Raw genomic sequence first — 13,118 nt, 5'->3', positions numbered from 1 at the left:
AAAGTTCTCTTCCTTTTGCTGCTTGTTCTTTCATGTTATGATGATAAAGGAATTAGAAAATTTTGATGAAGCTGAATAAATTATTGAGGGTGTTTAGATGATTAAATGCATAGCAATTGATATGGATGGGACGTTGTTAACATCCACACAAGAAATTACGAAAGAAAATCGAGAAGCAATTAAAGAAGCACAAGATAAAGGAGTAGAGGTAGTAATTGCTACTGGTCGTGCTTATGAAGAAGCAGGAGACCTTTTAAAAGAGGCAGGTATTATTACACCGATGATTTGTGCAAATGGAGCAGAAATTAGAACGAATGAGCATATTATCGTCGATACAAATCCATTAAGTAAAGATCTAGCCAGACAAATGGCTGAAATTTTACATAAATATCAAGTGTATTATGAAGTTTATACTAATAGAGGGACGTATACGCTTGATAAAACAGTAGCAAGATCACTGATTATGGATATTTTTACAGTAAGTGGCCATGTGAAAGATATGGAAGAGATTAAAAAAGCGGCTGAGGAACGACTTAAGGAAATTCATCAATTAGATAGTTATGAAGAATTATTTGAGGATGATGACCAGGTTATTTATAAATTATTAGCATTCCATTTTGATCCCATTGTTTTAGGTAATGTTAGAGAAGAGTTGACTAAGCTTGAAGGAGCAGCAATCAGTGCTTCCGGTAAGGAGAACTTAGAAATTACTTCTGTTGATGCCCAAAAAGGGATTGCGCTTGAGAAATTTGTGAAAGCTCGTGACATTTCTCTTTCTGACACGATGGCAATTGGGGATAATTATAATGATGTTTCCATGTTTCAAATGGCCGGCAGAGCAGTAGCAATGGGAAATGCGGTGGAAGATATTCAACGCCAATGCCACTTTGTGACAGGAACAAATGAAGAAAGTGGAGTTGCTCAAGCAATTAGAAAAGCATTAGAAGAATAATATAGTCAAAAAAGGTAGATGAACATGGATAAGTTCATCTACCTTTCTTTGTAAACTTCTATAGGTTTTAATCCGCAAAGAAAAATTCCATTTCTTCCACTAGAAATCAATTATTCAATTAGTCATTTATCCGTTATAATAGTAATGATAAACCTAAAAAGATAGATCCTATTGAGGTGGAAAATGGCTGATTTTCATGCAAGTGTTATTATTTGTGAGCCCATTGAAGAGGTTTTTGCGTATTTTGCTGACATGGCAAATGCTTCCGCGTATATGAATAAAGTAATATCGGCAGAGAAGTTGACAGAAGAGCCAATTGGCGTTGGCACAAAATATAAAGAAATAAGAAATGTTCGTGGAAATAGAGTGTATGCAGAAATAGAATATCTTACATTTGATAAAAATAAGGCATTTACTAGAAGAAGTAGCTCCAATGGACTGATGGTTGACTATGCTTATCGCTTTTCGGAAATTCCTGAAGGCACACAAGTAGAGTTTGAAGGCACTGTACATGTTAAGGGACTAAAAATGCTGCTTATGCGAAAGTTTCTTGTCAAAATGGTGAAATCTGAAGATAATGATCATGTGCAGAATGCGAAAGAAGTATTAGAAGAAAGAGTAGAAAATTTATAAAATATATCTTTTTGATGAAATGCTGAGGAAAAAGACTTTTCCTCAGCATTTTTAATAAAAAATAAATTGACTTTGAATGAGGAAATAGTTATTATAAAATTAAATTGTACACAATCTAATTTGCGGGCAGCAGATTAAACTAACTACTTATACTCTTTATGTAAAGGAACAGAAAACATAGGAGTAAAAAATTTTAATCTAATAAGTTGTGCACAATTAAATTTTGGAAAATTAAAAAAGGAGTAATTTGCTATGAATAACAAAAATGAAATTGTATTAGAAGAAGCGGCTAAAAAATTTACAGAAGACACAGCTGATCCCCCATATTTATTTGAGTTGGAGCCAGCAGAAGGAAGAGTAGCAGTAGATGAAGTGCAATCTAGTGAAATAGATAAATTACCAGTGATAGAAAACGAATTTTTTATTAAAGGTGGACCGACCAATCAAGTATCAATTAAAATTGTTCGTCCAGAGAACAGCTCTACAACTAAATTGCCAGTGATTTTATATACACATGGTGCAGGATGGGTATTCGGTAATGCACATACACATGATCGCCTAATTCGTGAATTAGCAGTAGGTTCGAACGCTGCCGTGGTATTCACCAATTATAGCCTTTCTCCAGAAGTAAGATATCCGGTTGCGATTGAAGAAATATATACGGTGTTAGAATGGATTGCAGCAAAAGGAGAAGAGTATGCCTTTGATATTAATAAAATTTCTGTAGCAGGTGACAGTGTGGGAGGAAATATGTCCGCAGCTATCACATTAATGGCAAAAGAACGCAAAGGTCCTGCTATTCAAAAACAGCTACTATTTTACCCTGTTACAGACGCATCCTTTGAAACAGATTCTTATAAACAATTTGCAGAAGGGTACTTTTTAAGAAGAGATGGTATGCAATGGTTCTGGGATCAATATACTGTTGATCCAAAAGTAAGAGCAGAAATTACAGCATCTCCTTTAAGAGCAACAAAAGATCAATTAGTTGGGCTACCAGATGCTTTAATCATTACAGCTGAGGCAGATGTGTTAAGAGATGAAGGAGAAGCTTATGCGAATAAACTTCGTGAAGCGGGAGTAAAGGTAACCTCTGTTCGTTTTGGTGGAATCATTCATGATTTTGTTATGCTAAATGCATTGGCGCACACTGAGGCAGCAAAAGGAGCGCTTCTACTTGCAAATGCTTGGCTGAAAGCTTAATTTAGGCGATTATTCTTTAATAAAAATCATACAGGGACAAAACAAAATAGATAATGGGAAAAGATGAACAATATCTAATATAGCGATTTAATAACGATTGCTTTCACAACTTTGGGTATTTAGGTAAATAAAAACCCAAGAGGCGAAAGCAATTCGTTCTGTTACTCTACAGACAAACAATGTACTAGGGAAAAAGAAGGGGCTAAGGCGTCTCTTTTCTCGCAGAAGCAGATGTTACCACAAACCTTTTTATATTCGCAATACGTATGCCCCTATCACTTTCCCTGTTTTTTTAAAATTAAAATTTATATGTCCAATATTTTTCCGTATATAGTCGAGCTAAAACTTCTGGATCCTGATTCTTTATTCCTTCTTGCAATACTGCCACATATTGTTGTGTTTGAGAAAGATGGGCTGCAATCGTTTTGATTTTCTGGTCTGCAAAATTTTCCACATCAATTTCAATATCTGGCTGTCCAAGATCTTCCTCTGTGTTCTTGGAAAACGCTACACAATAAAGTTTTGGTCGTTTAGAAGCTTCTCTCTTTGCGATGGCTTTTACAACAGCTGCTCCTGTAGCATCGTGGTCCGGATGCACAGAATAACCTGGATAAAAAGTAATTACTAAGGAAGGATTTAATTCATCTAGTAATGCTGTAAATTCATCGACTAATATTTCCTCTTTTAGGAATTCGATTGTTTTATCACGATAGCCGAGCATACGGAGATCTTCTAGTCCCATTGCTCTTGCTGCTTCCTCTAATTCATTCCTGCGAATTTCTGGCAAGGATTCTCTTGTTGCAAATGGTGGGTTTCCTAAGTTTCTTCCCATTTGTCCAAGGGTTAAGCAAGCGTAAGTAACTGGAACTCCTTCGTGTAAAAATTTTGAAATGGTTCCAGATACGCCGAATGCTTCATCATCGGGGTGAGGAAAAATAACTAATACTTGTCTTTCTGTTTCCATCTGAGTTCCTCCTTTCATGTAATGAAAAAAAGTATGTTCCATTAATTGTTTATTCAAATGGTGTTTCGCTTATTTCTAAGGCTACTGCTAATTTTCCAGTAAAGTCTAAGCCTGCCAATAATAATCTATTTTTATCGTCAATTTCATAGTGGGTAATACCTTCAGCATAAATCCAGCCTATTGCTGTTTTTAAGCCAATTCGATAAGGGCCGTTTCCTGTAATTTTGCCATATTCATAAGTTAGCTGGGCGTTACGGATATAGGCGCCTGAATTGAAGAAGGTTTCATCATTATGGTTGGCATAAGCGCCATTTGTTGTTTCTAAGTGGATATAGATTTCCTTTCCACTAAAACGGTCGATTTCGTTTTGCACTTTTTCCAGTTGTACAAATTCCACAGAATATCCCTCCTTGCTAATAGTTTATTTAAATAATAAAAAATGGTAAGGGCATACTCTCCTTTTATAATAGCATGGCAAAAGGAGAATATATTGAACTGCTGTTTTTATTTTGCACTGAGCTTTTCTTTTTCGTTACGATATGCTCCATGCATAGTTGGTCCTACATACTCGTTTAATTTAAAACCATTGCGGATAGCTGCTGTAATAAAATCTTTTGCTGTTTGAACAGCTTCCTCTACGGTAGCACCTTTAGCTAGTTCAGCTGTAATAGCAGCCGAGTTTGTGCAGCCTGCCCCATGAGTATACGTTGTATCTATTAGTTCGCTCTCAAAGAGAGTAAATTCTTTTCCATCGTACAGAAGATCAATTGCTTTTTCATGTCCTAACTTACTGCCGCCTTTGATGAGAACATATTTAGGTCCAAGTTCGTGAATTTTAACTGCCGCTTCTTTTAGATCCTCTACTGTTTTAATTGGTTTATCAGTTTGTGCAAGCTGCCAAGCTTCAAAAAGGTTTGGTGTTACTACAGTTGCTCTTGGAACAAGCAATTCACGTAGGGCATCAGCTGTTTCTGGATGAAGAACTTCATCTTCGCCCTTACAAATCATGACAGGATCAATCACAACATTTTTGATATTATTTTCATCAATTAGCTTTGCCGCTGCTTCAATGATTTCAACAGATCCAAGCATTCCTGTTTTCATAGCATCAATTCCCACAGATAACACGGTTTCTAATTGTGCGTTAACTGTATTAATATCCTGTGGAAATACGTTATGGTGCCAATGATTTTTAGGGTCCATTGTTACAATCGTTGTTAAAGCAGTCATACCATAAACACCTAGTTCTTGGAATGTCTTTAAGTCTGCTTGAATACCTGCACCACCGCTTGTGTCAGAACCTGCTAAAGTTAGTACTTTCTTCATTTGTTACGCCTCCTATGTAATGGCTATTATTTCAGCGAAAAGTAATTTTGTTTGATTGAATAATTGTAGACCATTTTAATTAATCATACAACTTTTCAGCACCCTTTGCTTAGTCTGCTTTACAAGATGATTTTGCATACCAATGATAAAAAATATGGAAAAGAGCAAAGAGTAGTAAGAGAATTCTGTCTTTGTTTATGGTAACCTTTAAATATAATCTTTCCGTTTGAAAGAAAAATAGAAAAATCGATAAGAAAAAAAGGTAAGAGTAGATCGAGAGAGGAATTCATATGAGATTTGAAATAACGGACCGTCCAATTAATTTGCAAGAGGTTATTGATAAGGTTGTAAGAAGAAATGCAGGTGCGATTACTACTTTTATTGGTACGGTAAGGGAAATGACTGCTGGAAAAAAAACATTATTTTTAACATATGAGGCATATGTGCCGATGGCTGCGAAAAAACTTGCGCAAATAGGGGAAGAGGTAAAGGAGAAGTGGGGAGACATTGATATTGCAATTACTCATCGAATCGGCAAGCTGGAAATCAGTGATGTAGCGGTAGTGATAGCAGTTTCGACTCCTCATCGAAAGGATGCTTATGAGGCCAATCAATATGCGATAGAAAGAATAAAAGAAATCGTGCCAATTTGGAAGAGGGAACATTGGGAATCTGGTGAAGAGTGGATTGGGAACCAGAAAGGAACGAAAAGGTATGAAGATGGCACACCAAGTGAGGAGGAATTAAATTGATCCAATTACTTTTCTTTGCTGGAGTGAAAGAAATAATAGGAAAAGAGGCAATGGAATTGGAATGGCAAGGGCAGACGATTGCACAGCTTAAGGAATATTTATTAAATGCATTTCCTTCGCTGTCTCTTCAAGGAGTAATGGTTGCGGTAAACGAGGAATTTGCATTGGAAGAAGATACAGTGGAAGAAAACGATACAATTGCCTTTATTCCACCTGTTAGCGGGGGATGAGGAAGGAGTAGTTACAAATGGATCAAAGCAGATATTCACGCCAAGTTTTGTTTTCCTCTATTGGAAAAGAAGGGCAGAGAATAATTGGCAGGAAGCATGTATTAATTATTGGTGCAGGTGCATTAGGGTCTTCCGTTGCAGAGATGTTATGCAGAAGCGGTATCGGAAGCTTAACCATTATAGATAGAGATTATGTCGAAAAAAGCAACCTGCAGCGGCAGCAGCTATATACAGAAAAGGATGCTGATGAGAAAATACCAAAAGCATTTGCCGCCGAAAATAGACTAAAGGAAATTAATAGAGACTGCACAGTGAAAGGAATAATTGGTGAGGCAACGGCTGCGCTATTAGAACAGTTAGTTGAGAATATCGACTTAATAATAGATGCTACTGATAATATGGAAATAAGAATGATAGTAAATGATATGGCTGTTAAGCATAGAATTCCCTGGATTTATGGGGCCTGTGTCGGGAGTTCGGGGATGAGCTACACAATAATACCAGGTGAGACACCTTGTCTTCATTGCTTATTGAAAACAATGCCTATGACTGGTTTAACTTGTGATACGGTTGGAATTATTGCGCCAGCTGTACAGATGGTCGTTTCTCATCAAGTAACAGAGGCGTTGAAGCTTTTAATAGAAGACAAAGCTGCTTTGCGCGGAACTTTTTTAACGTTTGATTTATGGAATAATGAATATCACAATGTGAAAGTAAGCCGTGCGAAGAGAAGTGATTGTCCTACATGTGGTGAAAAACGGACATATCCTTTTCTCGAAAAGGAGAATCAGACAAAGGTAGCTGTTTTATGTGGAAGAGAGACGGTTCAAATTCGCCCATCTAGTCCAAAAAATATTCCTTTTCAACAATTAACAGAAAGCTTTCAAAAGAAAGGATACAAAGTGCGACAAAATCCGTTTCTCCTATCTGTTCAGCTAGAAAGAAATAGAGTAGTCTTTTTTAAAGATGGAAGAGCATTAATCCATGAAACAAAAGATGTTGTCTATGCAAAGAAGCTATATGACCAATTATTAGGATAAAAAAATCCCGCTAGAAGAAAGCGGGATTTCTTTTTATTCTTGTGAACCAACGATTACTAATTTACCTGTATCTAATACTTCCTCGTATTTGGCCGCTTCTGCATCTGTTAAGCCAACTGATTGTAATTTAGAACGCAATTCATCTCCTCTTTTTCGGAAAACGTTGCTGATAGAATCAAGTAAACCTTGCTCCTTCATCGATACATTTCCAGTTTCCGTTGCATTTGTTAAATCCTCAGAACGGTCTTTATCGTGAGCAAAAATGTAAATATTCTCTTTTTTGTAGCCTTGATTTTCTAATGCATTAATAATATTTGTTGCTTGTACACCGTTTTCTACTACTTCTACTTTATACATAATGATAGCCTCCTAAAATAGTGGAATTTATCTATGTTTTTTATATAGCCTCTTAAAATGGTAATGAAACAATTTTTTCGTTGGTAATTTTTTCATAGTCTGCGATTTGGGAAATACTACATAGACAAATATCCCCACAATCGACAAATTTCCCTATATAATAGAAGGAGACAATAATAGGATCAGGAGGGGTTAAATGGTAAGTAAAAAAGAAAAAGAACGAATCAACCGGGAGTTAAGTGCAGGGAAAAGGGAACAGGCAAGTACAGCAATGGAGTTAAATAACAGAAGGGGAATTCGCTTTCCTTTTTTTGGTTTATATAGACTAAGGAATCGGTTAAATAAAAAAATCATGCTTTTTTTAAGTGTGTTAATCATACTTTTGATAGCCGGAATAGTAGGTTTGTGGAAAGTAGCCTTTCCGAAAGAGTCTGTTCTAAAAACAACAGCTTATCTAGAACAGATGAAAGATTTATCCACTTTAGCCACCTCTCAAGCTTTTGTAAAAACAATTCTAGAAAAAGAGGATAATGAAATTTTTGGTAAGGAAATTGAAACGGATTTCCCTGGAACAAAAAGAAAAATATTGTTAGTTGTACCAGGGACACTAACAGCTGGTGTAGACTTATCACGAGTTACGGAAAATCAATTAAAAGTAAATGAGGATGAGAAAAGCATCCATATCGAGTTACCAAAGGCAGATTTTCTTCAGGATCCTTCCATTGATTTTGACAATGTAGAAACATATTCTGTTGCAGGCATTTTTAGAGGAGATGTAAAGTGGGAAGAAGCATATAGTTTAATGGATGAAGCAAAGGAAACGATGAAGGAAGAGGCTGTAGACCAGGGGATTTTAGTGAAAGCAGAGGAAAATGCTCAAAAAACATTGAAGGAATTCTATGGAAGACTAGGCTATACGCTTGAAGTCAGCTTTGCAGGAGAATAAAGGAGGAGATAGTATGGCAGCATCATGGAAGCAATTATTGGAACAGGAGCGTCAGAAGGAGTATTTTATCCAATTGGAAACCTTCTTAGAAACAGAATACAGAGAATCTACTATTTATCCTAAAAGAGAAGATATTTTTAATAGTTTAACCTATACTCCTTATGACAGAGTAAAGGTTGTTATTTTGGGACAGGACCCTTATCATGGCCCGAATCAAGCTCATGGCTTAAGCTTTTCCGTTAAGCCAGATGTAAAAGTTCCGCCATCTTTAAAAAACATTTATAAAGAGCTTCACGCTGATCTTGGCTGTTCTATTCCGAACCATGGCTATTTAAAAAGCTGGGCAGACCAAGGAGTGCTTCTATTAAATACCGTTTTAACAGTGAGAGCGGGACAAGCAAATTCTCATCGTGGAAAAGGATGGGAAGTATTTACAGACAAAGTAATAAAGATGTTGAATGACAGAGAAGAACCAGTTATTTTTGTGCTATGGGGAAATCCAGCTCAAAAAAAGCTTGCTATTATTGATCAAGAAAAGCATGGCACCATTTTATCGACACATCCAAGTCCACTTTCTGCTCACCGTGGTTTTCTAGGAAGCAGACCATTCTCTACTATAAATAGGATGCTTGAAAATAATGGACAGTCCCCGATCAATTGGTGTATAGATGATTTTTTGTGAAAAGAAGAATATAATAAAGGAAATATATATGAGGGTCATTTCTATTAGATAAATAGAAGTATCTACTCATCATGTATTTCCTTCTAAGGGATTAGAAGGGGTTTGGAATGGAAAAGAAGAAGGTTAATTGTTATAAATGCAAATTCTACTATGTTACATGGGATAGTCAGTTCCCTAAAGGGTGCAAGGCATTCCAATTTAAAGGCAGAATGATGCCATCTGTCGAGGTAAAAAGAGCATCTGGACAAGAATGCCTGCGATTTCAGGCAAAGGAGGGATGAAGTGAATATATCAATCCAGCAATTATTAGCTAAAATAGAGGATCAGCTGACAGAAGCAAAAGCAAGCAATTCTGACGCAAGAATAAGAGAAAGAGTTTACGCAATTAAATCCTTATGTGAATTGGTTTTAGAACAGGAAAGAAAAGAAGGCGTAACCTTTCAGCAACCCGTTCAGCAACCATCCTTCCAAGCTGTTCAAGCACCAATAAGCATTCCAAAACAACCTATACAGACACAAACAAATAAAATAAAAATGGACGAAGGAAATGGCGATTCCTTATTTGATTTTTAAGCATACTTGTTTTACGATCGTAAATAAAAGGGTTAAGCAATATCCAATCTATTTACATAGATTCTGTTAGCAAAAAGCCTTAAAAAAGGAGATAAAAATGAAAGCTTTCATTATTATTGGAGCAATTAATGCATTATTATCCGTCGCTTTAGGAGCGTTTGGTGCCCATGGCTTAGAGGGGAAAATCACAAATAAATACCTTGAAGTATGGAAAACTGGCGTTACCTACCAAATGTTTCATAGTACTGGTTTAATTCTAATCGGTTTACTCTTAGGGAAGTTTCCAGAAAGCGGTTTGTTAAACTGGGCAGGCTGGCTGATGTTCATTGGGATTATCCTCTTTGCAGGAAGCCTATACATATTGGCTGTTACCCAAATAAAAGTATTAGGCGCTATCACACCACTTGGCGGAGTAGCGTTTATAGTAGCGTGGCTCTTAGTGATTATTGCTGCATGGAAATGGATGTAATAAGAGTATATTAAAAAGGATAGGTGAGCAGATCATAATGTTCATCCTATTCTTTTTTGTCTCTATAAAAAGAGAAACATTATTAATCTTAATAAAGAACAAAAAAGTACATCACTAAATGAGTGATGCACGGGAAGGTGTTTTGGTTATCTAGGTGGGGATGTTGCTAACCCTGGCATACCAGCGGCAAAAGGATATTCATACTCTATTTCTTCATCAAATGTAACATAATCGATATAGAGCATTAGAATTAAATAGCGAATTCCAGATTGTGGATCACTTAAGATAACATGATCTCGCCCTGCTGCTTCAATAATTCCCTTGAAGATTTTGGCATTCCATTCTCTATTGTTTTCAAATGTTGCATAGACAGTAGCAATTTTCCCTTTGTTAAGGCGTAAAATATTCTCGATATAGGATGCTTCTATTGGCAACTGTCCTGGTAATGTAGTAGGTGTAGCAGGCGGTGTTGGTGTTGGTGCCTGTGTAGGCATAGGCATTCCTTGCTGTATTGGTACTTGTTGTTGAAACCCTTGCTGATTTCCATAGGTAGGAATTTGCCCAGAAAAATTCCTATATCCTTGTGGATAACCATAGTTCCCATAATTTGACTGACTCATTTTCATCCCTCCATTATCTTCTATCCACTCTTCACTACATACTTCCGCCATTCGAAGTTGACCATAAATTTTAGAAAGTAGACGGTGAATGTTGTTTCATTCATAGGTCATCGCTCACTATTTCATCCTATGAGAAAAAGGAATAAGTTATGACAAGGAGAGTTGAATTTTATATTTAAATTAATGAGAAAATTTTATAAAAAAAATGAAGAACTCCTAAATCATCTATCAGCTAGATTCTTTAGGGAATTCTCCATATTGTGTTAGTTTACATGTAAATATTTAGTGATTGCTTCTTGTTTTAGAAGGGTTCCTACAAAGAAAGAACCAAATTCACCATAACGGGCGCTTACTTCATCAAAACGCATTTCATATACTAACTTTTTAAATTGAAGAACATCGTCTGAGAATAGGGTTACTCCCCATTCATAGTCATCGAAACCAACAGATCCTGTTATAATCTGTTTTACTTTCCCTGCATATTGGCGGCCAATCATGCCATGGCTGTGCATTAGGCTTCTACGATCTTCCATAGGTAGCATATACCAGTTATCTTCTCCTTGACGACGTTTATCCATCGGATAGAAGCACACATAGCTGGATTCTGGTAGGATTGGGTATAGTCTAGATTTTACATATGGGTTCTCATATGGATCTTTATCGGAATCGGAAGGCAGGTAATTGCTTAATTCTACAACAGAAACATAGGAATGAGCTGGAACCGTAAACTCAGCTAATTTGGTTTTATTAAATTCTGTTTCTAATTGCTGTAATTCTTCCATAGTGGGACGGAGAATCATCATCATGAAGTCCGCTTTTTGCCCAACAATTGTATATAATGCATGGCTGCCGCTATTATTTTCTTGAACAGTGTTCCATTTTTCCAATAGACCTAGGAATTCAGTGATAGCTTCTTGTCTTTCTTCGTCAGGTAACATTTTCCAGGTAGTCCAATCTACTGTCCGGAAATCATGAAGACAATACCAGCCATCTAATGTTTTTGCTGCTTCACTCATTTATATGTTCACTCCTTATTAATAACGTTAATACGATTTTAACTATATCATAGTTTCTCCAGATTTTAGTGGAATAACCCTTAGGATAATTGTGAACTTATTGTGACTTCTAAAAAATGGAAGTTTCAGTTTGGTCAAAAGAGTATAAGGAAGATAAATATAGGGAAATATCACATTGTATAAATAGAACTACAACCAATGTTTTTTCTTCTCCATCTTCTTCTGAGTGAGATGAGTAGATCTTGCTTTATATGGGATAAAAATAGAAGAAAGTAAGGAAAATTTCTTGAAATTTTATGATGGTAGAGTATCCTATTAAGTGTACATAAAAAGGAGGAAGAAAATTAATGAGTGATTTATTTACAGGTTTAAAGGAAAAAGTAACTGGTCAAAACGTAAAAATCGTTTTTCCAGAAGCTTTAGATGAGCGAATTTTAAAAGCTGCTGGTCGTTTAGCAGAAGATAAAGTGTTAATCCCTGTTTTAATTGGTGACATAGAAGAAATTCAAACAAAAGCAGACAATCTTGGTGTTTCATTAGAAAACGCAGAAATTTATGATCCAAAGAAATATGCTCAGTTTGATGCACTAGTTGCTTCTTTTGTGGAAAGACGTAAAGGAAAAGTAACGGAAGAAGATGCTCGTAAAATTCTTTTAGATGAAAACTATTTTGGAACAATGCTTGTATATGCTAATCAAGCAAATGGTTTAGTAAGTGGCGCTATTCACTCAACAGCAGATACAGTTCGTCCAGCTTTACAAATCATTAAAACAAAACAAGGTGTGAAAAAGACATCTGGTGTATTTATCATGGTGCGCGAAGATGAGAAATATGTATTCGCGGATTGTGCAATCAATATTACTCCAGATAGCCAAGATCTTGCTGAAATCGCTGTGGAAAGTGCGAAAACAGCAAGAATGTTTGACATTGATCCACGTGTTGCAATGTTAAGCTTCTCTACAAAAGGCTCTGCAAAATCACCAGAAACAGAAAAAGTAGAAGGTGCATTAGCAGAAGCTAAATTAAGAGATCCATTATTAGTAATCGATGGTGAATTCCAGTTTGATGCTGCATTTGTTCCATCTGTAGCAAAACAAAAAGCTCCAGATTCTCCAATTCAAGGTGATGCAAATGTATTTGTATTCCCTAGCCTTGAAGCTGGTAATATTGGCTATAAGATTGCCCAAAGACTAGGTAACTTTGAAGCAGTAGGACCAATCCTTCAAGGATTAAATGCTCCTGTAAACGATCTTTCTCGTGGATGTAACGAAGAAGATGTTTATAAATTAGCTCTAATTACAGCTGGTCAAAGCTTAACAAAATAAATTTAAAAGCAGGCGTCTCCTTAGAATGGG

18 protein-coding genes are annotated in these 13,118 nt (G+C 36.2%); 12 read left to right on the top strand and 6 right to left on the bottom strand.

The features are described from left to right. Positions 1-97 precede the first annotated feature (97 nt). The 3 genes from NX902_RS23205 to NX902_RS23195 all read left to right on the top strand — a co-directional run bounded on the left by NX902_RS23205 (position 98) and on the right by NX902_RS23195 (position 2,788). On the top strand, positions 98-952 hold the full coding sequence (locus NX902_RS23205) for a Cof-type HAD-IIB family hydrolase (RefSeq protein WP_095329505.1): 855 nt from the start codon (positions 98-100) through the stop codon (positions 950-952). A gap of 183 nt (positions 953-1,135) precedes the next feature. Then, complete coding sequence (locus NX902_RS23200) at positions 1,136-1,585, top strand: SRPBCC family protein (protein ID WP_095329506.1); 450 nt, start codon at positions 1,136-1,138, stop codon at positions 1,583-1,585. Positions 1,586-1,837: 252 nt separating this feature from the next. Further along, entirely contained in the window at positions 1,838-2,788 is a 951-nt protein-coding gene (locus tag NX902_RS23195) for an alpha/beta hydrolase (protein WP_123258509.1), read from the top strand. A gap of 298 nt (positions 2,789-3,086) precedes the next feature. Here NX902_RS23195 and bshB2 read toward each other — a convergent pair whose 3' ends face one another. From bshB2 to pdxK, 3 genes are all read right to left on the bottom strand, one after another. Beyond that, entirely contained in the window at positions 3,087-3,752 is a 666-nt protein-coding gene (bshB2, locus tag NX902_RS23190) for a bacillithiol biosynthesis deacetylase BshB2 (RefSeq protein ID WP_095329508.1), read from the bottom strand. Positions 3,753-3,801: 49 nt separating this feature from the next. Further along, entirely contained in the window at positions 3,802-4,149 is a 348-nt protein-coding gene (locus NX902_RS23185; protein WP_095329509.1) for a YojF family protein, read from the bottom strand. Between the two features lie 107 nt (positions 4,150-4,256). Next, entirely contained in the window at positions 4,257-5,078 is an 822-nt protein-coding gene (pdxK, locus tag NX902_RS23180) for a pyridoxine/pyridoxal/pyridoxamine kinase (protein ID WP_095329510.1), read from the bottom strand. A 290-nt stretch (positions 5,079-5,368) separates the two neighbouring features. Here pdxK and NX902_RS23175 point away from each other — a divergent pair, with 290 nt between their 5' ends. Genes NX902_RS23175 through NX902_RS23165 form a run of 3 tightly spaced genes read left to right on the top strand, consistent with a single transcriptional unit; the run spans position 5,369 to position 7,100 of the window. Then, positions 5,369-5,830, top strand: coding sequence for a molybdenum cofactor biosynthesis protein MoaE (locus tag NX902_RS23175; protein WP_095329511.1), 462 nt, complete (start codon positions 5,369-5,371; stop codon positions 5,828-5,830). Further along, positions 5,827-6,060: a molybdopterin converting factor subunit 1 gene (gene moaD / locus NX902_RS23170; protein WP_123258507.1), complete on the top strand. Its 234-nt coding sequence runs from the start codon at positions 5,827-5,829 to the stop codon at positions 6,058-6,060. The genes NX902_RS23175 and moaD overlap by 4 nt, the downstream gene beginning before the upstream one ends. A gap of 17 nt (positions 6,061-6,077) precedes the next feature. Beyond that, a complete protein-coding gene (locus tag NX902_RS23165; protein WP_163185147.1) occupies positions 6,078-7,100 on the top strand; it encodes a MoeB/ThiF family adenylyltransferase in 1,023 nt (340 codons plus the stop codon). 33 nt (positions 7,101-7,133) lie between these two features. Here the strand turns inward: NX902_RS23165 and NX902_RS23160 are convergent, their stop codons facing one another. Then, complete coding sequence (locus NX902_RS23160) at positions 7,134-7,457, bottom strand: general stress protein (protein WP_047940799.1); 324 nt, start codon at positions 7,455-7,457, stop codon at positions 7,134-7,136. A 196-nt stretch (positions 7,458-7,653) separates the two neighbouring features. Between NX902_RS23160 and NX902_RS23155 the strand changes: the two genes are divergently transcribed. From NX902_RS23155 to NX902_RS23135, 5 genes are all read left to right on the top strand, one after another. Next, positions 7,654-8,403: a DUF4230 domain-containing protein gene (locus NX902_RS23155; RefSeq protein ID WP_123258505.1), complete on the top strand. Its 750-nt coding sequence runs from the start codon at positions 7,654-7,656 to the stop codon at positions 8,401-8,403. Between the two features lie 13 nt (positions 8,404-8,416). Then, a complete protein-coding gene (locus NX902_RS23150) occupies positions 8,417-9,085 on the top strand; it encodes a uracil-DNA glycosylase (RefSeq protein WP_171510182.1) in 669 nt (222 codons plus the stop codon). 107 nt (positions 9,086-9,192) lie between these two features. Continuing rightward, complete coding sequence (locus tag NX902_RS23145) at positions 9,193-9,366, top strand: uracil-DNA glycosylase (RefSeq protein WP_095329523.1); 174 nt, start codon at positions 9,193-9,195, stop codon at positions 9,364-9,366. Position 9,367: 1 nt separating this feature from the next. Further along, positions 9,368-9,658, top strand: coding sequence for a YwdI family protein (locus NX902_RS23140; RefSeq protein WP_095329524.1), 291 nt, complete (start codon positions 9,368-9,370; stop codon positions 9,656-9,658). 97 nt (positions 9,659-9,755) lie between these two features. Next, positions 9,756-10,127: a DUF423 domain-containing protein gene (locus tag NX902_RS23135; protein ID WP_095329525.1), complete on the top strand. Its 372-nt coding sequence runs from the start codon at positions 9,756-9,758 to the stop codon at positions 10,125-10,127. 146 nt (positions 10,128-10,273) lie between these two features. On the opposite strand, the gene gerQ is transcribed toward NX902_RS23135, so the two are convergent. Together gerQ and hemQ are read right to left on the bottom strand one after the other, a co-directional pair. Continuing rightward, the gene (gene gerQ / locus NX902_RS23130; RefSeq protein WP_095329526.1) at positions 10,274-10,747 is read right to left on the bottom strand and encodes a spore coat protein GerQ; all 474 of its coding nucleotides are present in this window, start codon (positions 10,745-10,747) and stop codon (positions 10,274-10,276) included. A gap of 263 nt (positions 10,748-11,010) precedes the next feature. After that, on the bottom strand, positions 11,011-11,763 hold the full coding sequence (hemQ, locus tag NX902_RS23125) for a hydrogen peroxide-dependent heme synthase (protein ID WP_095329527.1): 753 nt from the start codon (positions 11,761-11,763) through the stop codon (positions 11,011-11,013). A 347-nt stretch (positions 11,764-12,110) separates the two neighbouring features. Here hemQ and pta point away from each other — a divergent pair, with 347 nt between their 5' ends. Next, a complete protein-coding gene (pta, locus tag NX902_RS23120; protein ID WP_095329528.1) occupies positions 12,111-13,088 on the top strand; it encodes a phosphate acetyltransferase in 978 nt (325 codons plus the stop codon). Positions 13,089-13,118 lie beyond the last annotated feature (30 nt).

The organism is Niallia sp. FSL W8-0954, assembly GCF_038005605.1.
In the GTDB taxonomy this organism is placed as follows: Bacteria; Bacillota; Bacilli; order Bacillales; family Cytobacillaceae; genus Niallia; species Niallia circulans_A.
This window is presented reverse-complemented; position numbering and strand designations above follow the sequence as displayed.

Coding starts and splice junctions, on each gene's coding strand:
- NX902_RS23155 (WP_123258505.1), top strand. CDS start 7,654: ATGGTAAGTAAAAAAGAAAAAGAACGAATCAACCGGGAGTTAAGTGCA.
- NX902_RS23160 (WP_047940799.1), bottom strand. CDS start 7,457: ATGTATAAAGTAGAAGTAGTAGAAAACGGTGTACAAGCAACAAATATT.
- pta (WP_095329528.1), top strand. CDS start 12,111: ATGAGTGATTTATTTACAGGTTTAAAGGAAAAAGTAACTGGTCAAAAC.
- hemQ (WP_095329527.1), bottom strand. CDS start 11,763: ATGAGTGAAGCAGCAAAAACATTAGATGGCTGGTATTGTCTTCATGAT.
- NX902_RS23135 (WP_095329525.1), top strand. CDS start 9,756: ATGAAAGCTTTCATTATTATTGGAGCAATTAATGCATTATTATCCGTC.
- gerQ (WP_095329526.1), bottom strand. CDS start 10,747: ATGAGTCAGTCAAATTATGGGAACTATGGTTATCCACAAGGATATAGG.
- pdxK (WP_095329510.1), bottom strand. CDS start 5,078: ATGAAGAAAGTACTAACTTTAGCAGGTTCTGACACAAGCGGTGGTGCA.
- NX902_RS23200 (WP_095329506.1), top strand. CDS start 1,136: ATGGCTGATTTTCATGCAAGTGTTATTATTTGTGAGCCCATTGAAGAG.
- NX902_RS23205 (WP_095329505.1), top strand. CDS start 98: ATGATTAAATGCATAGCAATTGATATGGATGGGACGTTGTTAACATCC.
- NX902_RS23165 (WP_163185147.1), top strand. CDS start 6,078: ATGGATCAAAGCAGATATTCACGCCAAGTTTTGTTTTCCTCTATTGGA.
- NX902_RS23145 (WP_095329523.1), top strand. CDS start 9,193: ATGGAAAAGAAGAAGGTTAATTGTTATAAATGCAAATTCTACTATGTT.
- bshB2 (WP_095329508.1), bottom strand. CDS start 3,752: ATGGAAACAGAAAGACAAGTATTAGTTATTTTTCCTCACCCCGATGAT.
- NX902_RS23175 (WP_095329511.1), top strand. CDS start 5,369: ATGAGATTTGAAATAACGGACCGTCCAATTAATTTGCAAGAGGTTATT.
- NX902_RS23150 (WP_171510182.1), top strand. CDS start 8,417: ATGGCAGCATCATGGAAGCAATTATTGGAACAGGAGCGTCAGAAGGAG.
- NX902_RS23195 (WP_123258509.1), top strand. CDS start 1,838: ATGAATAACAAAAATGAAATTGTATTAGAAGAAGCGGCTAAAAAATTT.